General features: G+C 73.4%; 16 protein-coding genes. 5 read left to right on the top strand and 11 right to left on the bottom strand.

The genetic code is table 11. The annotated features are described in order from the left end of the window. Positions 1–25 precede the first annotated feature (25 nt). Together M8I34_RS04925 and M8I34_RS04920 are read left to right on the top strand one after the other, a co-directional pair. A complete protein-coding gene (locus M8I34_RS04925; protein ID WP_250048065.1) occupies positions 26–577 on the top strand; it encodes a GNAT family N-acetyltransferase in 552 nt (183 codons plus the stop codon). 79 nt (positions 578–656) lie between these two features. Beyond that, positions 657–794 (top strand): hypothetical protein, encoded by a 138-nt coding sequence (locus M8I34_RS04920; RefSeq protein WP_250048064.1) that lies wholly within the window; start codon positions 657–659, stop codon positions 792–794. A gap of 199 nt (positions 795–993) precedes the next feature. Here the strand turns inward: M8I34_RS04920 and M8I34_RS04915 are convergent, their stop codons facing one another. After that, positions 994–1497 (bottom strand): hypothetical protein, encoded by a 504-nt coding sequence (locus M8I34_RS04915; protein ID WP_250048063.1) that lies wholly within the window; start codon positions 1495–1497, stop codon positions 994–996. Between the two features lie 198 nt (positions 1498–1695). Between M8I34_RS04915 and M8I34_RS04910 the strand changes: the two genes are divergently transcribed. Together M8I34_RS04910 and M8I34_RS04905 are read left to right on the top strand one after the other, a co-directional pair. Then, positions 1696–2523, top strand: coding sequence for an SDR family oxidoreductase (locus tag M8I34_RS04910; protein WP_250048062.1), 828 nt, complete (start codon positions 1696–1698; stop codon positions 2521–2523). A gap of 50 nt (positions 2524–2573) precedes the next feature. Beyond that, entirely contained in the window at positions 2574–3077 is a 504-nt protein-coding gene (locus M8I34_RS04905) for a metallophosphoesterase (protein ID WP_250048061.1), read from the top strand. Positions 3078–3110: 33 nt separating this feature from the next. On the opposite strand, the gene M8I34_RS04900 is transcribed toward M8I34_RS04905, so the two are convergent. From M8I34_RS04900 to M8I34_RS04890, 3 genes are all read right to left on the bottom strand, one after another. Continuing rightward, on the bottom strand, positions 3111–3617 hold the full coding sequence (locus M8I34_RS04900; RefSeq protein ID WP_250048060.1) for a DUF664 domain-containing protein: 507 nt from the start codon (positions 3615–3617) through the stop codon (positions 3111–3113). A 257-nt stretch (positions 3618–3874) separates the two neighbouring features. After that, positions 3875–5116: a cytochrome P450 gene (locus tag M8I34_RS04895; protein ID WP_250048059.1), complete on the bottom strand. Its 1242-nt coding sequence runs from the start codon at positions 5114–5116 to the stop codon at positions 3875–3877. Beyond that, positions 5113–5850, bottom strand: coding sequence for a TetR/AcrR family transcriptional regulator (locus M8I34_RS04890; RefSeq protein WP_250048058.1), 738 nt, complete (start codon positions 5848–5850; stop codon positions 5113–5115). Before M8I34_RS04890 ends, M8I34_RS04895 begins: the two co-directional genes overlap by 4 nt. Positions 5851–6346: 496 nt before the next feature. Here M8I34_RS04890 and M8I34_RS04885 point away from each other — a divergent pair, with 496 nt between their 5' ends. After that, a complete protein-coding gene (locus M8I34_RS04885; RefSeq protein WP_250048057.1) occupies positions 6347–6967 on the top strand; it encodes a CAP domain-containing protein in 621 nt (206 codons plus the stop codon). A gap of 98 nt (positions 6968–7065) precedes the next feature. On the opposite strand, the gene M8I34_RS04880 is transcribed toward M8I34_RS04885, so the two are convergent. From M8I34_RS04880 to M8I34_RS04850, 7 genes are all read right to left on the bottom strand, one after another. Next, positions 7066–9933: a condensation domain-containing protein gene (locus tag M8I34_RS04880; protein ID WP_250048056.1), complete on the bottom strand. Its 2868-nt coding sequence runs from the start codon at positions 9931–9933 to the stop codon at positions 7066–7068. Further along, entirely contained in the window at positions 9923–11839 is a 1917-nt protein-coding gene (locus tag M8I34_RS04875) for a non-ribosomal peptide synthetase (protein ID WP_250048055.1), read from the bottom strand. Before M8I34_RS04875 ends, M8I34_RS04880 begins: the two co-directional genes overlap by 11 nt. 1 nt (position 11840) lies before the next feature. Beyond that, entirely contained in the window at positions 11841–13778 is a 1938-nt protein-coding gene (locus M8I34_RS04870; protein ID WP_250048054.1) for a non-ribosomal peptide synthetase, read from the bottom strand. Further along, on the bottom strand, positions 13775–16963 hold the full coding sequence (locus M8I34_RS04865; RefSeq protein ID WP_250048053.1) for an amino acid adenylation domain-containing protein: 3189 nt from the start codon (positions 16961–16963) through the stop codon (positions 13775–13777). Before M8I34_RS04865 ends, M8I34_RS04870 begins: the two co-directional genes overlap by 4 nt. 147 nt (positions 16964–17110) lie before the next feature. Further along, the gene (locus M8I34_RS04860) at positions 17111–18397 is read right to left on the bottom strand and encodes a non-ribosomal peptide synthetase (protein WP_250048052.1); all 1287 of its coding nucleotides are present in this window, start codon (positions 18395–18397) and stop codon (positions 17111–17113) included. A gap of 125 nt (positions 18398–18522) precedes the next feature. Next, complete coding sequence (locus M8I34_RS04855; protein WP_250048051.1) at positions 18523–19848, bottom strand: MFS transporter; 1326 nt, start codon at positions 19846–19848, stop codon at positions 18523–18525. Positions 19849–20164: 316 nt separating this feature from the next. After that, positions 20165–20740, bottom strand: coding sequence for a TetR/AcrR family transcriptional regulator (locus tag M8I34_RS04850; RefSeq protein WP_250048050.1), 576 nt, complete (start codon positions 20738–20740; stop codon positions 20165–20167). Positions 20741–20825 lie beyond the last annotated feature (85 nt).

The raw sequence follows: 20825 nt of genomic DNA, 5'->3' as shown, positions 1-20825 counted from the left end.
TCGCCACCACGAGGGATCCGGGGCGGTGGTGCGCCGTCCCCGGAGCACCCGCCTGCCGCTCGCCGTGGAAGCCGAGGTCATCCGTACCGGCCGGCTGACCCTTCTGCCACTGCTGGTCGAGCATGCCGAGGAACTGGCCGCGGCGCTGTCCGATCCGGATCTGCACACCTTCATCGGCGGAGCCCCGGCGACCCCGGAGGCACTGCGCACCCGCCATGAACGACTGGTCGCCGGATCGCCCGACCCCGCCGTCACCTGGTGCAACTGGGTGATCCAGCTCCGCGATCAGGATTGCCTGGTCGGCACGGTGCAGGCGACGGTCACCACCGTGGGGAACGGAAAGGCCGCTGAGATCGCCTGGGTGGTGGGGACGCACTGGCAGCGGCGCGGCATCGCCACCGAGGCGGCCCGGGGGCTTGTCGCCTGGCTCCGCCGGCAGCAGGTGCGGACTCTCGTCGCTCACATCCACCCGGATCATGCGGCATCCGCTGCCGTCGCCGCCGCTGCCGGGCTCACGCCCACGAGCCAGGAACAGGAAGGCGAGATCAGGTGGGAGTTGAGAGAGGAAGGTGGCTGAGGGTGGCGGTGGTTGAGAGGGGGCGGCGGTTGGCAGGAGGTAGCGATTGAGCTGGGACGGCGGCTGAGCAGGGCAACGGTTGCGCGGGGGACGGCGGCTGGGGAATCGGACGGGAGCGGACGGGGGTTGTCAGCTGGTGCTGGTGCTGGTGCTGGTGCTGGTGCTGGTGCTGGTGCTGGTGCCGGTGCCGATGCGGATGCCGGACCCGGAGGGGTGAGGGGGCGGGGGTGGGGAGAGGGAGAGGGATGTCCGGCCGTACCCGGTGGCTCGCCCGGCGGGGCCCGTTTCTCAACGAGCCCCGCCGGGCGAGCGAACCGTACCCGGATTCGGCATCGGATCCCGTACCCGAATTCCGTACCGGGCCCCATACCCGTACCGGACCCCGGACCCGTACCCGGCCGTGCCGGGCGGCAGGGTCAGTGGGCCAGTAGGTGATGCAGGGCCATCGGCGTCACATAGCCGGGCCAGCGGCCGTCGGCGAACAGGTGCACACCGGCGTCCAGATAGCACTGGTCGACGAGTTGGGAGCAGATCATGTGCCGGGTGCTGGCGACATAGCGGCGCAGTCCCGGAACGGGCAGGTGGAACCGGTGGGTGGCGATCGCCAGGTAGTCGAGGAAGCTGTAGGGCACCCCGACGTAGCGGGTGGCGGCCGCGCAGATGTCGGTGCGCTGCTGCTCGGTGAGCCGGTCCGGGCAGACGTAGACCACGTCCGAGTCGGTGTAGGTGGTGAGGGGCATGATGCGGGCCCCGCCCGGTTCGGCCTCCAGCAGCCGGTCGTCGGGCAGGACCAGGAAGGCGTGCTCGTAGTCGGCGAAGCCGTCGCCGTTGATCCACTGTCCGAAGCGGATCAACTGGCCGGTAGCGCCGGATATTTGGGTGAGTCCGATGTCGCCGGGCAGGGGAGGGGTGTGCTTCATGAGCAGCTCCCGGGAGCAAAAGGGGGGTTCCCGTGGGTAATACCCGCTGTCCGGGTGTGCGGACCGCGTCCGTGGGGTCGGGTGTCAGCAGATGGCAGAGCGGGAGGGAGAGCGGGTGCCCGTCGGGGTACGGGTGTCCGGACCGGGAGATGCGGCTGCGGTGAGCCGACGGGATCGAGCATGAGGAGCGGGAAGACGATGGTCAGCAGCTCAGAGGCCGGAGATGCCGTGACGGGGCGTCAGAGCGGGGCGGTGGCAGGCGGCGCCGCCGACCGGAAGGTGCTGTCGGGCAGTGTGGCGCTGGTGACCGGCGCCTCCAGCGGCATCGGCGAGGCCACCGCGCTGGCGCTGGCCCGGGAAGGCTGCTCCCTCGCATTGGTCGCCCGCCGTACCGAGCGGCTGGAGCGGCTCACCGAGGCGATCGGCGAGCAGGGAGGCTCGGCCTTCGCGCTGCCCGCCGATCTCGGTGACGTGACGCAGGCACGTCGGGTGGTCGAGGAGACGGTGAACCGCTGCGGGCGGCTGGACGTGCTGGTGAACAACGCGGGTCTCGGGGTGCGGGGCTCGGTGGAGGACAGCGACCCCGAGAACTGGGACCGGATGATCGACCTCAACCTCAGGGCGTTGCTGCGGATGTCGCATGCCGCGCTCCCGCATCTGCTGCGCGCGGCGCACGAGGGGCCGCGGGGCGTGGCCGACCTGGTGAATGTCAGCTCGGTCGCGGGCCGGGTGCCGCGCAAGGACAACAGTGTCTACTCCGCCACCAAGCACGCGGTGTGCTCCTTCAGTGAAGCGCTGCGCCAGGAGGTGACCGGACGTCAGGTACGGGTCGGGCTCGTCGAACCGGGCATGACCTCGACGGAGCTGACACGGGCCCCCAGCCAGGCCGCATCGGCCCATGGGATGCCGCCGGAAGCCTGGCTGGCGGTCGAGGACGTGGCCCGCTCCATTGTCTTCATGGTCACGCAGCCGGCGCATGTGGCGATCAACGAGATCGCCGTGCGGCCGACCGCCCAGGAACGCTGACCGCCCCGCCCCCGCCCCCGTGTCCGCGAGCACAGCCGAGGGAGGGCTCCGTGCGACTCCTGCTCATCTCCGACACCCATGTGCCCAAGCGCGCCAAGGCGCTGCCGGTGCAGCTGCTCGACGAAGTGCCGCGCGCCGATGTCGTCGTGCATGCCGGCGACTGGGTCGACACCGCCACGCTGGACCTGTTGCAGGCCCGCTCCCGGCGGCTGATCGGGGTGTACGGCAACAACGACGGTCCGGAGCTGCGTGCCCGGCTGCCCGAGGTGGCGTATGCGGAACTGGCGGGGGTGCGGCTCGGGGTGGTGCACGAGACCGGCCCTGCGCAGGGGCGGGAGCGCCGCTGCGCCGCACGCTTCCCCGAGCTCGATGTGCTGGTGTTCGGGCACAGCCACATCCCCTGGGACTCCACGGCGGACGACCGGCTGCGCCTGCTGAACCCGGGTTCGCCGACCGACCGCCGCCGGCAGCCGTACTGCACGTACATGACGGCGGAGCTGACGGCGGGCCGGCTCACCGCGGTGGAGCTGCACCGCCTGCCCCGCAGACGGTGAGGCGACGAGGACCGCCAAAAGACCCGGCGGCTCTCACAGACCGAGCAGGCCGCGGACGTAAGCCGCCTGTCCGGCGTGCTGGAGATCGTCGGCGATCACGCTGACGAGGCGGACCCCCAGGGTGACGGGCGGTGTCCAGGCGCGGTCGATGACGCGCTTCATGTCCTTGTCGTCGACCCCGGCGAGGTACTGCACGGTGTTGTCGTGGACGGCGCCGTGATAGTCGTTCAACAGCTGTGCGCTCAGGTCCTGTACGGCCGCCACGTCCTTGCCGGAGTGGCCGTAGCCCGTGTCGTCGGCGGCGAAGGGGAGCCCGAAGCGGTCGTACCAGCCGTCCGAGGTCCAGATCTGCTCGGTGCCTGCCACCCCGGCGAGATGATCGTCCTGGATCCTGGTGAGGTGCCAGACCAGCCAGGCGATCGAATTGGCGTCGTCGGGGCGGGTACTGAGCTCATCGGGGTCGAGCCCGGTGACCACGTCCTCGACGACCTCCTGGATACGTCCGAAGGCGTCGACAAGCAGATCCGTGCTGGCGTTCATACAGGGCTCCTTTGCGGCGACGGAGGTCTTCGCGCGGACGTTCCGCGGATACCGGTACCGGTGGACCGAGGTGTCGCGCTCCGGGGCGGTCAGGCACCCGGAGGGCGTCAGTTCCGGCAATTCGCCCATCGTCGCAAGCCGAGCGCAGGAATCAGCGAGGGGCAGGCCGAGAGGCGGGATTTTCCGGATCGCCGCACGCGGAAGTGCGCGGCGCCGCGGCCGGTGCGCACGGGACCGCCAGGCCGGTGGCCGGTGCGTCAGCCGAGGGAGAGGGGGAGCCGGCTCAGGCCGCGGAGGGTGATGTGGTCCTTCCAGCGGGGCTCGCCGGCGAGCTGGACGTCCGGGGCGCGCCGCAGCAGCATGCGCAGGACGATCTGGGTTTCGAGGCGGGCGAGCGGGGCGCCCAGACAGAAGTGGATGCCGTGGCCGAAGGACAGGTGCCGCAGCGGGGTGCGGCCGAGGTCGAGCCGGTCGGGGTGGTCGAATGCGGCGGGGTCACGGTTCGCGGCACCGGCCAGGAGCAGGAGTGTCGTGCCGCGTGCCACCGGCACATCGGCGACCTCGGCGTCCTGGAGGGCGAAGCGGGCGATGAGCTGGACCGGGGAGTCATAGCGCAGCAGCTCCTCGACCCCGGGCTCGATCAGGTCCGGCTCGCTGCGCAGACGGGCGAGCTGGTCGGGGTGGCGCAGCAGGGCGAGGGTGCCGTTGCCGATCAGGTTGACGGTGGTCTCATGGCCGGCGATCAGCAGCAGGGTGCAGGTGGCCAGCAGCTCGTTCTCGCTCAGCGCGTCACCGTCGTCGTGCACGGCGACCAGCGCGGAGAGCAGGTCGTCGCCGGGTACGCGGCGACGTTCGGCGGCGAGTTCCCGTAGGTAGTCGGTGAACTCGCGCCATGCCTGGGCTTCCTCCTCGGCGGCGCCGGGAGGCAGCAGGAAGTCGGGGACCAGGGCGCGGGCGACCGCGTGCGACCACTTCAGCATCCGGTGGCGATCGGCCGTGGGGACGCCGAGCAGTTCGCTGATGACCGCCACCGGCAGGGGGCTGGCCAGGTCCTCGATCAGGTCCACCGGACCCTCGGCGGACTCCAGGCCGGTGAACAGCTCGGCGGCGAGCTCTTCGATGCGCGGCGCGAGGCGGTCCACCCGGCGGCGGGTGAAGGCCTGGGAGACCAGGCCCCGCATCCGGGTGTGGTCGGGCGGGTTGAGGCTCAGGAAGCCGCGTACGGGCCGGCCGTTGTCGTCGACCAGAACCTTGGAAGCCGGGCGGGCCCGCTCGCCGGTGAACCGCGGATCGTCGGCCTCGGCATGCCCGAACCGTCCGTCGCGCAGTACCGCGGCGCAGTCCTCGTACCGGCTGAGCACCATCAACTGGTCGTCGATGCGGGCGATCGGCGTCCGTGTCCGCCAGCCGGCGTAGAGGGGGTAGGGGTCGGCCTGATGCCGCGGGGCGAGCAGCTCCTGGAGCGAGGGCAGGGTCGCCGTGGTGTCGATGCGGGTCATCGTTTCTCCTCGGGCGGATCGGCGGGTGCGGTGTCGTCCGGGGCTGCGGTGTCGTCGGCGGCCGCGGTCTCGTCCGTGGCCGCGGTGCCCGCCGGGCCGGTGCTCGCGGCGATGCCGGTGAACAGCCACTGCATGGCCTGGCCCAGCAGGTCGTCCGGCACACTGGCCGGGTCGATCCGCCGCTGGCGCACCAGCCCCTGGAAGAGCGCCATCGTTATCGTGGCCACGGCTTCGGCGGATACGGACTCGCGCGCGCCGATGTGCTCCAGGGCCGTACCCATCAGGCCTTCCATCTCGGCCCGGGGGCCGCGCAGCTGTTCGGCCAGCGTTTCCATCAGCTCGGGGTTGCGCACCGCGTAGAGCCAGAACTCGTCCTGGAGGGGAGCGAAGTCGGGATCGTCGTCGGCGACATGCGCCAGCAGCCGGCCGAGCGCCGGAGCCGGATCGTCGACACCGGCCTGTGCGTCGGCCACGATCCGCGTCGCCCGGGACACATGCTCGCTGGCGCGCTCGCGCAGCAGCTCCACGAAGAGCCGCTCCTTGCTGCCGAAGTTCGAGTAGACCGCGCCGATGGAGAATCCCGCCGCCTCGGCGATCTCTTCCACGGACGCTCCGGCGAATCCCTTGCGCGCATAGGTCCGTGCGGCGGCGTCGAGCAGGAGTTGGCGCGTGCGGGCCTTGGCTTCCGCTCGGGTCGGGCGCCGTTTGGGGGTCGCGTCGGCGTCAAGGCTCATGGCATCAACTGTAGAGATAGTGATTGCTATGTCAATAGTGGCGGCTATCCGAACGGAGCGTGTGCGTCGGGCTCCGGTGCGGTGCCGTTCGCGCGTCGGCGGTGCGGGCGGAAAGGCGTCGGGATGCCCCGGCGCACCGGCGGTCATTGTGGCTGCCGCCGACGAATGCGGCTGTCGAGGCGGGGAAATTGCCGCATTGCGCAAGCGGAGTTGTGCCGGAATGAGTCCGGTATGTCGAAGAATCATTGCGCCGATGCCGAATGCCCGCCCGGGGCGGGAATCGAGCGGTTGCGCCACCCTGATTTCCCAGGTCAGGGCACAGGTTGTTGCTGGGCGAGGTCTGAGCGGGTGGCTCGTTCCCATGTCTTGTTACGGTGATCCGGCTCCTGGAAGAGCCCGTTCGCGTGACCGGGCTTCACCTCCGGTGAATGGGCGCCGCGTTGAATGCGGTGCGCCCTCTCCCAGGTAATTCCCCCCACGCATGGAGAATATTTAGTTGAATACGAAACGCTCGTCCCCCTCCGAGCGCGACTCTGGTGGTGCACACCGGGGGCAGGCCCGAATAGTTCCCCTCGGCATCGTCGTCGCGGCCGGTGCGCTCATCGGCGCGCTGGCCCTGCTCTCGTCCCAGGCCGACGCGAAGGCGACCGAGTCCACCGGTTCCCCGGCCCCGGCGTCCGCTACCGGGAAGCCCGCTACTGGCAAGCCCGCCGCCCAGCAGGACACGAAGCGGGCCGCCCGCTACGAGGCCAAGGTCCTCCGGCTCGTCAACAAGGCCCGTGCGGAGCACGGTTGCGGGCCGCTGCGGCGCGACGCGCGCCTGGCGAAGGCCGCCCGCCTGCACAGCCAGGACATGTCCGCCCGCCACTACTACGCGCACTCCTCCCCGGACGGCCGCGGTCCCAAGGAACGGATGGAGGCCCAGGGGTACCAGGACGCCCACGCGGAGAACATCGACGCCTGGGAGACCAAGCCGGAGGGCGCCTTCCGCGCCTGGATGCACAGCCCGGGGCACCGGGCCAACATCCTCAGCTGCTCGTCGCACTCCACCGGCGTGGGCGTCGCCTTCGGCGGGAAGCTCCGGGCGTACTGGACGCAGGACTTCGGCTACAAGTAGACCGCCGCTGCCCGGCACGGCCTGAGCGGACCGGCGGCGGGGCGACACCCGGTGGCCGGGGGGCCATCGGGCGTCGCCCCGCCGTCATGCCGTGCCGCTCAGCGCTCCGACGGACCGACCATGGCGGCCAGTACGGAGCGCCAGTCCTCGCCCTGCTGTGCGCGCAGGGACGGGGCCAGCCGGTCGGCGTCGTAGTGCCAGCGGTGGTTCAGGTCCGGGTGGACCTCGTCCGTCTCCCGGATCTCGCTGTCGCTGCCGAGGAGTTCGGTCAGCCCGGTGGCGAGGTCCCGCCAGGCGAGGTGTCCGCTGACGGCGTTGGCGACGCCGTGCACGGGCGAGTCCAGGCACGAGACCACGGCCCGGGCCAGGGCCGCGGCATGCACCCAGGCCGCGCCGTACCACGCATGTCCGTGCGTACCGGGCCGCGGAAGGACGAGCGGCCGGCCCTCCCGCGCCGCCTGGTAGAGCAGGCCGGTCGCACCCCAGCGCAACTGGTCCCGCAGCCGGTGGTGCGGCCCCCAGACGAGCGGGGAGCGGACGGCGCTCGCGCCGCCCCGGCCCTGGGCGCCGGCCGCCCGCAGCAGCAGCCCTTCGCAGTCCAGCTTCGCCTGTCCATACCCGCTCAGCGGCTGCCGCGGGGCGGACTCCTCCGCCACCCGCTCACCGGCCGGGTGGCCGTAGGCGTCCACACTGCTGACGAAGACGAACGGACCGCGCGACCAGGCGCCGACCATCGCCGCCATGGCCGTCACATCGACCTCGGGACGGGTGAAGGTGCAGGCCGCGTGGATGACCGCATCGGCACTGTCGACGGCCTTGCGCAGACCGTCCAGATCGGTGAGGTCGCCCTCGATGACGTCCACGCCCTCCGCGGCGACCAGATGCGCGGATTCCGGGCGGGCCAGGGCCAGGACCGGACGTCCTCGGGCGGCCAGTTCGCGCAGCACGAACGCGCCGACCCCGCCGGTGCCGCCGGTGACCAGGACCGTGCCCTCGCGCGAGCGCCGCGGGCGGGCTGAGGTGGCCGACGGCGCGGCGGCACGCTCCGCCTCGCGTGCGTCCAACAGGGCGGTGACCGCCCGCGGGGTGCGGGCCTGCATGACGTCCAGGCCGGTCAGCGGCAGTTTCAGCGTCCGGCGCAGACGCTCGGCGAGCTGGACGGCGATCAGCGAGTGGCCGCCGAGGAGGAAGAAGTCGTCGTCCGGTCCGGGCGTATGGCCCAGGAGGTCGGTGAAGCCTTCGGTCACGGCCTCGGCGCGCGCGCCGTGCGGTGCGGGGGCCGACGGGAACCCGGGGAGCCGGGCCGGGTCGGGCGCACCGTCGGCCGTGCGCGGCAGGGCGTCCAGCAAGGTCACCGCGGCGGGTACCAGTTCCGCGGCCAGCGCGGTGCGCAGACGGGAGCGGAGCTCGGCGGGGGAGGGGCCGCCGATGCCGCGCAGGACGGCATACGCCAGCAGCGGGCCGCCGGCCGGCTCGACCACGGCGGCCTCGGCCACCTCGGGGTGCGACCGCAGCAGCACCTCGGCCGGGTGCCCGCCGGTTTCGCCCCGAGGCGCCGGCGGCGCACCGGGCAGCCGGGACAGCCGAAGGCCCGGCTCGTCCGCCACCGCCGTGAGCAGGGCGGCATAGTGCGCGCCGAGGTCGGCCGCCGCTTCCTCATCCAGCGCGGTCCGGCTGTACTGGACGAGCCCGGCGGGGGCGTCGGTATCCACCATGCCGAAGGAGAGGTCGAACTTGGCTTCGCCGGCGCCGACTTCGACGTACTCGTCCACCAGGCCCGGCAGCCGCAGCGTCGTGGGCGCGCCCAGGACGTCCGCGGTCACCCGGATCAGCGCCGTACCGTCCGCGCCGCGGGCGGCGGCGCCGAGGCGCTCCAGGATGAGGTCGAAGGGCACCTCGCGGCGTTGCTGGGCGTCCAGCAGGGCGTCCCGTACGCGTTCCAGGAGCGTGGTGAAGGCCGGGTCGCCGGCGGTGTCCACCCGGACCGGGAGGGTGTTGACGCACAGTCCGACCAGACCGCGCATGTCCGCGCCCTGGCGGTGGGTGCCGGCGACCCCGATCACCAGGTCGTCCTGGCCGGTGAAGCGGTGCAGGGCGGCGAAGGACGCGGCGAGCGCCACGGTGAACAGGGTGGCCCGGTGCTGCCGGCCCAGTTCGCGCAGGGCGGCCGGCACCCGCGGGTCCAGCGGAGCGGTGTGGCTGCCGGCCGGGCGGCTGCCGGCGTCGGCGGGCGGGTGCGCGGGGCGGGGCAGCCGGAGCGGGGAGACGCCTTCGAGGCGGCCGGCCCAGTGGCTCAGGCCCTGTTCGAGGCGGTCGGCGGCGGCCCGCTCGCGCCGCGCGAAGTCCGCGTACTGCACCGGCTCCGGCTGCTCCTCGGCAGCGGTGCCCCCGGCGGCGGCCGAGTAGAGCCGCGCCAGTTCACCGGCCACGGTCTCCAGCGACGCACCGTCGATGGCGATGTGATGGAACGTCAGCAGCACGGTGTGGTCCTGCGCGCCGTGCCGCAGGACTAGGGCGCGCGGCAGGGGGCCGGCGGCGAGATCGAAGGGGCGGCGTGCCTCCTCGGCCAGCAGGGCGCCGGCGCCGTCCGCGTCCGTCTCCACGACGCGGAGCGCGATCGCCTCCGGAGCCGGCAGCACTTCCTGGTACGGCTCGCCGTCGTGCTGCCCGTAACGGGTACGCAGAATCTCGTGGCGGCGTACCAGCGACGTCAGCGCGGCGGCCAGCGCGTCCAGATCGAGCGGACCGCGCAGCCGGGTGGCGAAGGGCACGCTGTACGAGGCGTCACCGCGGCCCAGCCGGTCCATCAGCCACATACGGCGCTGGGCGTGCGAGAGCGGCGCGGGCCCGTCGTGGACGCCCGAGGGGATGCCCGAGGGGGCGGCAGCGGGGAGGGCGGTGCGGGAGCGCGCCCGGCGCAGCAGTTCCTCCTGGAGCGCCGCGGCGGCGGGGGTGTCAGTGGCCATCGGTGTCCTCCGGGGCGCCGGGGCGCAGATCGCTGTGCGCGGCGAGGAGCGCGCGCTCGACCAGCGCGGCGTGCCCCGCCACCGTGGGGGCGGCGAAGAAGTCGGCGAGCGTCAGCTCGACGCCGAGCTCCTCACGGAGGTCGTCGGTGACCGCGAGCGCGAGCAGGGAGTGCCCGCCCAGCGCGAGGAAATCGGCATCCGGGCGGGTGACGTCACGGCCCAGCGACCGGCCCCAGACCTCGGCGACCGCCTGCTCCAGCGGATTCAGCGGCCCGGCCGGCGCGTCGGGCCGCGCCGCGCCGACGAGATCCGTCAGCGCACGGCGGTCGACCTTGCCGGAGGCGGTGAGCGGCAGCGCGTCGACGAACTGCACCTCGTCGGGGACCAGATGGGCGGGCAGGACGGCGGTGAGCCGGTCCCGCAGGGCGTCGGGGCGGGGCACCGGTCCGGGCGAGGCCACCACGAACGCGGCCAGGCGGGCGTCGTCGGGGGAGGGGCGGTGCACGGTGATGGCGGCGTCCGCCACTTCGGGCTGTTCCCGCAGGGCGTGTTCGATCTCCCCCGGTTCGATCCGGAAGCCGCGGATCTTCACCTGGTCGTCCGTCCGCCCGTGGAAGTCGAGGGTGCCGTCCGGACGCAGGGAGACGAGGTCGCCGGTGCGGTAGAGACGCCCCGTTCCGGGGTGGTCGCTGAAGCGCTCGGCGGTCAGCTGCGGCTGCCCGGTGTAGCCGTGGGCCAGCCGGCTGCCGCCGATCCACAGTTCGCCGCGCTCCCCGTCCGGGACCGGATTGCCGGAGTCGTCCAGAAGATGCACGGTCGCGCCCGCGATCGGCCGGCCGATGGGCATCTGGCCGTCGCAGTCGGCGTCGGTGACGCGGTGGGCCGTGGTGAAGGTCGTCGCCTCCGTCGGCCCGTAGCCGTTGACGAGTTCCAGCCAGGGGAAGGCCCGCAGTACCTCACGGGCATGGTGCGTGGACAGCGCCTCGCCGCCCACGATCACCGTGCGCAGCAGCGAGAAGACACGCGAGCGGCGGCCGGCCAGCTGGTGGAAGAGCGCGGTGGTGAAGAAGGCGACGGTGACGCCATGGCGTTCCACGTGCTGGGCCAGGTCCTCGAACGAGGGCCGCTCCGCGGTGCACACGACCACGGCGGCGCCGTTGGCCAGCGCTCCCCACACCTCGAAGGTCGAGGCGTCGAACGTCATCGGCGAGTGGAAGAGCACCCGGTCGCGGGACGTGAGGGTGAGGTACGCCGGATCGGAGACCAGCTCGGCGATCGCGCGGTGCGGGACGGCGACGCCCTTGGGACGGCCGGTGGAGCCCGAGGTGAACATGATGAACGCCGTGGCGTCCGTGCCGAGTTCGGCCCCGGCAACGTCGTCGCCGCCCATCAGCGGCTCACCGGGCAGCGCAAGGGTGGCGCCGGCGAGCCCCGCCGATTCGAGGAGCTTGCTGTCCCCGACGGTCAGGGTCGCGCCGGCGTCGGCGGCCAGTGCCTCGGAACGGGAGCGCGGATGGGCCGGGTCGAGCGGTACGCACACGGCGCCCGCCCACCACAGCGCGAGCTGGGCGACGACGGTGCGCGCCGAGCGGGGCATCAGCAGTGCCACCGAGTCACCCCGGCGGACGCCGTGTTCGCGCAGATGGGCGGCGAGCGCGCGGGCCGAGGAGACGAGCTGTGCGTAGGTGAGGGTGGTGTCGCCGTCCGCGACGGCCAGCGCCTGCGGGGTCCGTGCGGCATGCCATGCCACGAGGGCCGGCAGGCCGGCCGCGGGCGCGGGCCGGCCGGCCGCCGGGGCGGACGCGGTGCGGTCACCGGACGCGGTGTGCTCGTCCTTCGGGGTGCCTTCGGTGGGCACGGGGCCTTCCTTCCGGGTGTCGGGGGAGAGCGGGGTGCGGGTGGTCATCTCAGGCTCCTGCCGGTTGCCGGGCGGCGCGGCGGGTGTCGACGAGCAGGGCGACGGCGCGCAGGTCCGGCTGGCGGAGCAGTTCGGGAGCGCGCAGCCGCACACCGCTCTCCTTCTCGATGACGGTCAGCAGCCGTGCGGCGAGGAGAGAGGTGCCGCCGGCCTCGGTGAAGTTGTCCGTCAGCGAGGCTCCCGGGCGGGCGAGCAGATCGCGTACGGCGCTCAGCACGAGCCGCTCGCCCGGGGTGGCGTCGTCGGGCCCGTCGTCGGCCGCCGGGGCGTCGCCGGGGCGCTCGTCGGAGCGGTCCGCCTGCCGGGCCAGCTCGGCCCGGTCCACCTTGCCGTTGGCGTCCAGGGGAAAGGAGTCCACGATCCGCACGTCCGAGGGCACGGCCTGCTCCGGCAGCCAGGTCCGTACGCCCGGCAGCAGCGCGTCCGCGGTGAGCGCGGCGCCGGCCGCCGCCCGTACGTACGCCACCAGACGGGTGCGGCCGTCGGCGGTACGCGGCGCGGTGACGACGGCGCTCAGGACCGCCGGGTCCTTCTCGAACGCGGCCTCCACCTCGGCCGGTTCGATCCGTACGCCGCTGATCTTGACCTGGTCGTCGAGACGGCCGAGGAACTCCAGCTCCCCGTCAGCCGGCATCCGCACCCGGTCCCCAGTGCGGTACAAGCGCTCCACACCCGGCAGATCGAGGTCCTCGGGCACGGCGAGGAAGCGGCGCGCGGTCAGTTCGGGGTCCAGATAGCCGAGCGCCAGACCGCTTCCGCCGATGAGGAGTTCACCCTCCGTCTCGCGGGCGACGGGCCGGCCGTCCGCATCGGCGACGACGACGGTCACGCCCGGGAGGGGCCGGCCGATGGGCGGTGCGGATTCCGCGCCCTCCGCGCTGTCGGTGCCGTGCATGGAGTGGACGGTGGAGGCCACCGTGGCCTCGGCCGGTCCGTAGGCGTTGTGGACGGTGGAGGTCACGTCCGCGCCGGGACGGCGCCGCAACCGGTCGCCGCCCACGAACACATGACGCAGCCTCAGGTCCTGCGGCCAGGGCCGCTCCAGCAGCGGCTCCACCATCGGCGTGGCCGACACACACACCGACACCGCGGACGTACGCCACCAGTCGGCCAGCACCGTCGGGTCCCAGCGGACCTCGTCCGGGGCGGGCACCAGAGCCGCCCCGGACGTCAGCCCGGCCCACAGCTCCAGCAGATGGGGGTCGAACGCGACGCCGATCAGCAGGGACTGCCGGTCACCGGGGGCCAGGCCGCTCGTGGCGCGGTACCAGCTCAGCAGCATGCCGAGCGCGGGCTCGCCGACGGCCACCGCCTTGGGGCGCCCGGTGGAGCCGGAGGTCAGCACGGCGTAGAACGCCTCGGGCGGCGCGGAACGGGCAGCCGTGCCCGGCGCGGCGAAAGCGGCCACGACCGTGGCGGCGGCGTTGGCGCCCTCCCCGGGCAGCGCCAGCCGCAGATGGTCGGCCGTCCGGTGACGGGGCGGCAGCACCTCGGGATCGCCGATCAGACAGACGACGTTCAGGTCCTCGGTGACGGCGTCGGTGCGGCGCTCACCGGGGCGGGGGCCCAGCGGCAGGTAGACGGCGCCGATCCGGGCGAGCGCGACCGCGGTCACCACGAGGGCGGCCGAACGGTCGAGGCAGACGCCGACCAGGTCTCCGGGCCGCACCCGGTCGCGCAGGGCCGTGGCGACCTCGTCGGCGGCGGTGTCGATCTGCCGGTAGGTCCAGCTGTGCTCCCCGTCGATCACCGCGGGAGCCTCCGGGGAGCGCTGGGTCCACTCCTCGAAGAGGGCGAGCACCCCGGTCGCGCCGTCGGTGGCGGGCAGGGCACCGCGGGCGATGCTGAGCGGGCTCTCCGGCGCGGGCCGTTGCACGCCGGCGGTGGTCGTCGGGGCCGCCGTACGGGCGGTCATCGGCTGGGTCATCGGGACTCCGTCACGGTGGTCGAAGCGGCGGAAGCAGGCGCGGCGGCGGTGCCGACGGCCGCGAGCGCGAGGGCCTGGTCGGCCAGCACCGGGTTCTGGAACAGCAGCCGCAGCGGCGGACGCTGCCCCAGCCGCGGTTCGAGCCAGGCCGCCAGCTGCGCGGCGAGCAGCGAGTGGCCGCCGGTCCGGAAGAAGTCCGAGGACGCGTCGAAGCGGCTGTGGCCCAGAGCCTCCCGCCAGCCCTCGGCGAGCAGCTCCGTCATCGGGTCGGCCGGCAGCTGCGCGGGAACGCTCTGGCTCTCCGCGGCCGGGGCGGCCGGCTCCAGTGCGGCGGCCCGGCGGGTCAGCGCGGTGCGGTCCGGCTTGCCGCCGGCCAGTCGCGGCATGGTGTCGAGCCGTGCCCAGCGACCCGGTACGAGGGCGCTCGGCAGCCGTCGGCCCAGCTCCGTGTGCAACGCCTGCTCGTCCCACGGCTCACCGTCGTCCGCGTTCTCCAGGAAGCCGACCAGCCGCGGCCCGCCCGGGGCCTCGCGGTCCAGGACGACGGCGCAGGAGCGGCCGCCGAGCGCGGCCGAGGCGGCGGCCTCCACCTCTTCCAGCTCGATGCGGTAGCCCCGCAGCTTGATCTGGTGGTCCCGGCGCCCCAGGAAGTACAGCAGCCCGTCGCGGCCGCGGTAGCCGAGGTCACCGGTGAGGTAGACCCGCTCACCACCGAGCGCCTCGACATGGACGAACCGGGCGGCGGTGGTCTCGGGGTTGCCTACGTATCCTTCCGCCAACCCGGCCCCGGCGATGGCCAGTTCACCGACCGCGCCGTCCGGCAGCGGGCGGTGGTGTGCGTCCAGGACATGGACCCGTTCGCCGGGCAGCTCGGTGCCGAGCGGGATCTCCGCACCGTCGGCGAGGCCGTCCCGGGTGATCTCGTGGACGGTGGAGCTGATGGCGGCCTCCGTGACGCCGTAGACGTTGAGCACGGTGCTGTCGCTGTCGGCCAGGAACGCGCGCATCACATCCGCCGGGAGGCGCTCGCCACCGAGCACCAGCAGCCGCGGCGCCCAGTGGCTGTCGCGGAGCACGGGGCGCATCTCCTCGCGGGTGGCGAGGAAGTAACTGGTGGGCAGATTGGCCACGGTGACCCGGGCGGCGACCAGCAGTCCCGCCAGCTCGGCGCCGGTCGGCACCTCGCGCTCGGGGGCGACCAGGCAGGCTCCGGCGTACAGCGACGGCAGCACCTCCTCAAGAGCCACGTCGAACGACGGCTGGGCGAACAGCAGCACCCGGTCACCCGCACCCAGCCCGAACCGGTCGGCCGCCCCGGTCAGATGGTTCTCCAGCGCCGCGCGGCCGACGGCGACGGGCTTGGGGATGCCCGTCGAGCCGGAGGTGTGAATGATGTACGCGGCGCCGGGCACGACCTCGGCCGCCCGCGCCTGCGGCAGGACCGGGGCGTCGACCGTGGCCGTCGGCAGCCCGTCGGGAAGGGTGACGGCGGCGTCCGCCGAGGTCAGGACCAGCGCCGGGCCCAGCCGGCCGAGCAGCAGCTCCAGCCGGGCCGGCGGGTCGGACGGCGAGAGCGGGCAGTACACCGCCCGGGTCCGCAGACAGGCCAGCAGCGCCACGACCGAGTCGGCGCCGCGGGGCAGCACGGCGGCCACCGGCTGCCCGGCGGTCACTCCGGCCGCCCGCATCCGCTGCGCCAGCGAGGAGACCTGGGCGTCGAGGTCGCCGTAGGTCATCCGGCGGGCGCCGACGAGCAGCGCGGGCAGGGACGGGTCGTGGGCGGTGGCCGGGTCGAGCGGATCGTGTTCCGGCGCCGGCGGCGCGGCGGCCGGGAGGGCCTGCGGCGACGGCGGCGGCGCCAGATCCGTGAGGGCGGTGCCGGGCGCGTCGAGATACGCCCGCAGCAGGTCGAGGAACCGCCCGGCGAGCAGCTTCGCCACATCCTCGCCGAACATGTCGGCGTCGTAGTCCCAGACCAGCGTCATCCCCGCCGCACCGTGCCGGGGCCCGACCCCGCGCCGGTCGTCCGGGAGCAGCACCACGTCCAGATCGAACCGGGTGGTGCCGGTGTTGAAGCCCTCGAACAGGGTGATGTCCAGACCCGGGACGTCGACCTCGGGCAGCTCGGCGTCGTGGGCGCTGAACATGACGCTGAACAGCGGGTTGTCGGCGCCCGAGGTGTGCAGGCCGAGCGCGCGGGTCAGCTCCTGGATCGGCACCTCCTGGTGCGGCAGGGCACGGATGAGGGTGTCGGTCACCTCGTCCATGGACTCCTCGGCCGGGGCGGCCGGGTCCAGCCGCAGCGCGAGCGGGATGGTGTTGACGAACATGCCCACGGCTTCCTCGAAACCGCGCGGGCGGTTGCCGACCGCGGTGCCGATCACCATCTGCGAGCGGCCGCTGTGCCGGCGCAGCAGCTCGGCGAAGAGCCCCAGGAGCGTGGCGAACGGCGTCAGACCGCGCTCACGGGCATGGCCGCGCAGCCGTTCCGCCAGATCGGCACCGATCGACTGACGCAACTGGCCGCCGTGGTGCCGGCGCCGGGAGCCGGGCCGGGTCAGACCGGGCAGCGGCATGTCGTAGGAGACCTCGCGCAGTTCACCGGCCCAGAAGTCCAGACCGTCCCGCCGCTCCCCGCCGGCCTCGTCCTGGGAGCGGGCCCGGACATGGTCGGCGTACGAGGGCGCCGACGGCAGCTCCACCGGCTCGCCCAGAACGTGGCCCCGGTAGACGGTGAACACATCCCGCAGCAGGATCGCGAACGAATGGCCGTCGTGGATCAGATGGTGTTCCACGTGGATCAGCCGGTGCCGGTTCTCCGCGAGCCGGACCAGCGTCCAGCGCAGCAGCGGTGCCTCGAAGGTGTCGAGCGGAGTCTCCGCCTCCGTGCGCAACAGCTCCTGGAACGCGCTCTCCGGGTCCGCCTCCCCGCTCAGGTCCACCGTGTGCAGCCGCGGCACACAGGCCTCGGCGACCCGCTGCCCCGGCATCGCCCCGGCGACGGCGACGAGTTCCAGCCGCAGACCGGGGTGCCGGTCGAGGGCGGCGGCGAGTCCGCGGCGCAGCGCGTCGGTGTCGAGCGTGCCCCACAGGTCGAGTGCGGCGGTGAAGTTGTAGGCGCGGCTGCCCGGTTGCACCTGTTCGTGCAGCCAGACGATCTCCTGCGAGGAGGAGAGCGGAAGCATGGGCGATCCCTGAGGTTGTCGGGGTGGGGGTTCTCCGGCCCGGGCATGGTCGAGCCCGGGCCGGTGGGACGCGCGGACCGGGCCGCGGATCGCGCGGCAGGTCCGGCAGTGTCGGAAGGTGAGGAAGGGGCGGTGTCGCCGCGCGGGTCAGGCGGCTGTCGGCGCCGGGGTCCGCAGCGCGTCGGCGAGGGCGGTGAAGGCGCTCTCGGCGGTGCGGTCGGGGAGGATCGTGCGGTCCCACACCATGCGCAGATGGAGCTCGGCGCCCTGGGTGACGGAGACCGCGAAGGGGCCGCGCACGGCCCTGCCGTCGACAGAGATCTCACGGCCCGTCACACCGCCCAGGCGGAGCGGGGGATGCCGGCGGGCATCGTCGACGGTCAGCATGCCGTCGAGCCGGCCGGTCCAGCCGGAGCCGGCCGCCCGGGCGGCGTGCACCACGGCGTCGAAGGGGGTGGCGGCATGGTCCAGGTCGTCCCACCAGGCCTCGGCCGTCGCCGAGGCCGGGGACGCGTCCCCGGTCACGGTGGGGAAGACCATGGTGTTGAGGAAGCAGCCGAGCACCGGCGCGGCACCGGGCGGCCGGCCGCCCCACGGGTAGCCGAGCGGCACCACATGGCCCGCCCCGAACAGCGCCGCTGCCGCCGCCTGGCAGGCGTCGAGCAGCTCGGGGAAGGGCACGCCGGCGGGCGGGGCGGGCAGCCGCAGCGCCGCCGAACCGCTCGGCGCCGTCCCGGCGGAGAGGGATTCCGGACGTGGCGCGGGGGCCTGTTCGCGCACCGCGCGGAGCCGTTCGCCCCAGTACGCCATGGCCGCCGGCACGCCCGCGCGCTCCTCCGCGTCGAGCTGTAGCAGCACCGCGTCCCGGTAGGCGGCCAGCTCGGCCCCGACTTCGGCGGGGGAGGGGCCCTCGGCGCCGGGACCTTCGTCGTAGGCGGCGCCGAGTTCCCCGACGATCCGGGCCAGCGACTGGCCGTCGCACGCGGTGTGGTCCAGCACGATGGCGAGCACCTCCTCCAGGCCGTCCTGCACCAGGAACAGCCGCAGCGGCGGGCCCTGCGGGGTCCAACCGCCCAGGGCGCGACGCAGCACGGTGGCCGCGTCCTCACCGGGCGCGCACGCCGTGCGGGTCACGGATACCTGCGGCTCCTCCAGGTGGAGCGCGGGCGTGCCGCGCCGCACGGTGAGCCGGGCGCGCAGCACGGGGTGCAGGGCGGCGAGCCGGTTCGCGGCGGCCGCGAGGCGTACGGGATCCACCGTGCCACGCGGGAAGGCGAAGAACATCGGCACGAGATCCGGCCGCCCGGCGGGGTCCATGGCACGCACCAGTGCAAAGCGACGCTGGGCGCCCGTGACGGGCAGCAGGACCGCGGCCCCGTCGTCGGTGTCGAGTCGCCGGTAGCGGGCCAGGTACTGGCTCGTGATGCTGAGCACGTGATCCTCTCTTGACGTGGCGGGCACGCGTCGCCGGAGGCGAGGCGGGTGGGAAGGCCGTGCGCGAAGGCAGGCGGCGGGGCAGGTGGGGGAGGGCAGGCGAGGCGGGGCGCGGTGGCCCGCCGTCAGCCGATGGACGCGGGCTCGGCCGGGTCGGCGGTGCCGGACGGGCCGGTGGTGTCGGACGGGCCGGCCTCGGCCTGCTCCGTGACGGGCAGTTCGCGCATCCGGCGCAGCGGGGAGAGCAGCAGCGGCAGCGGTACGGCCAGGAATCCGGCCGCGCACCACACCAGCGCCACCCGGGCTCCGTAGGCATCGGCCAGCGCACCGCCGGCCAGGGCCCCGAGTGGCAAAGTGCCCCACATCAGGAACCGCAGCGTCGCGTTCATCCGGCCGAGCAGCCGGGGCGGGCACAGGGCCTGACGGAAGCTCACCTGGGCGACGTTGTAGACGACGGCGCCGAAGAAGACCACACCGGAGCCGAGGGCGAACAGCACCGCCCCCGCGCCGGGCGTGGAGAGCGGCCACAGCAGCGCGAACGGGCCGGTGATCAGCGCGGACAGCCAGATGATCCGGGCCTGGCCGAGCCGGGCGGCGAGTCGTCCCGCGCACAGGGCGCCGGCGAGCCCGCCCACGGCGGAGGCGGCCAGCAGGAGGCCGACCACTCCCGGCGCCAGTTCCAGCACGCGGACCAGGAAGACGGACTGCGTGGCCATCAGCACGGCGGTGAAGAAGTTGGCCAGCCCGGTCGTCAGGGCGATCACCCGCAGCAGGCGGTGTCCGAAGACGAAGCGCAGCCCCTCGGCGATGTCCTGGCGCAGGGAGGCTTCCGGCCGGGGTTCCGGGCGGCTCTCGGGCCGCTTGATGGCCCACAGGAAGAGCGCGGAGAGCACATAGCCGGCCGCGTCGGCGACGATGGCCAGGGCGGCCCCGAGCACCTGGACGAGACCGCCACCGATCCCGGGACCCGCGACCTGCGCCGACGAACGGATGGTCTCCAGCGCTCCGTTGCCCGGGACCAGCTGGTCCTTGGGCAGCAGCTGGGGCAGGAAGCTCTGGTGGGCGACGTCGAAGAAGACGGTCGCCACGCCGGTGATCAGCGCGACGACGTACAGCTGCACCATCGTCAGCACGCCGGCGACGGCGGCCAGCGGGATGCTCGCCATCGCCACCGCCCGCACCACATCGGCGCGGATCATCAGCGGCAGCTTGCGCATCCGGTCGACCCAGGCCCCGGCCGGCAGTCCGACCAGCAAGAACGCGGCGGTCTCCGCGGCGGTGAGCAACCCCACCTGGAAGGCGGGGGCGTTGAGCTCGAGCACCGCGACGAGCGGCAGGGCGACCAGGGTGACCTGGGCGCCGAGTTGTCCGGCCGCGGCACCGGCGAGCAGAAGGCGGAAATCGCGCAGACGCAGCGGGCCGCTGGCCGCGGGTCGGGGTATGACGGGCATGCGATTGACCATCGCGGAACGGACGATCACGGGTCAAAACCCGATGCACACTTTCGGCCGGTTTTCTTCACCATTTACTCACCGGAACCGAAAATTCTCCGTCAGATCCTGCCAACCACCGGATGACCGGCACATGTCGCCCTTCCTGATGGGCAAGGGATTCCAGGGTGATGACGAAGTGAGATCGGGTGATCGAGTGCAGACCGTCACGTGCCGGAATCCGACCGAAAACTGCTCCTGATGTCCGCTTATTGGTCGAAGCGTTCAGTTCATCCGCTATGGCATCCGCTGTGGCATCCGCGGTCCGGAGCGCGGCTCAGGCCGGCCGGAGTTCCGCGTCCACGGCGCCGCGCAGCAGTTCGTGCGCCCGCTCCAGCGAGGTGGTGCCGCTCAGCCAGCGTTCGCTCAGGCCCTCCGCCAGCGCGGTGAGCCGCTCGGCCGCCGCGTACGGATCGGTCCCGGTGAGGGCCGGATCGGCCGCCTGGGCCTGCCGTATCAGGTCGGCGAGGTCCTCGGTCCACTCGCGGGTCGCGGTGGCCAGCAGTTCCCGCAGGTCGGGGTCGAAGACGGCGGTGGCGCGCAACTCGCCCCAGGCCGCGCTGTTCTCCCTCACGTGGGGGATGTCCTGGAGTTCCAGCAGCAGGATCTCGGTGAGCTGCGTACGGGGGTCGTCGGAGGTGTCGAGGGCGGCGTCGGTGTAGCGGACCGCACGCCGGTTGATGAACTCCAGTGTGCGGCGCAGCAGTCCGGTGCGGTCCTTGAAGTGGTAGTAGATCAGCGCGGTCGAGACGCCGGCCTCCGCGGACACCTCCTCGACGCGCAGCCCGCGCACGCCGCGCCGGGCGATCAGCCGGGCGGCGGCTTCGAGGATCTGGGTGGGCCTGTCCGGCATCGCATGCTCCCGCGGTCCGAGGAATCTAGGTGGCTCGGCTCCGATCATGCCCTACTATCGTCCTGACTAAAATTTCAGTCAGGGA

This window comes from Streptomyces sp. MCA2, from assembly GCF_023544705.1.
GTDB classification, from domain to species: Bacteria; Actinomycetota; Actinomycetes; order Streptomycetales; family Streptomycetaceae; genus Streptomyces; species Streptomyces decoyicus.
This window is presented reverse-complemented; position numbering and strand designations above follow the sequence as displayed.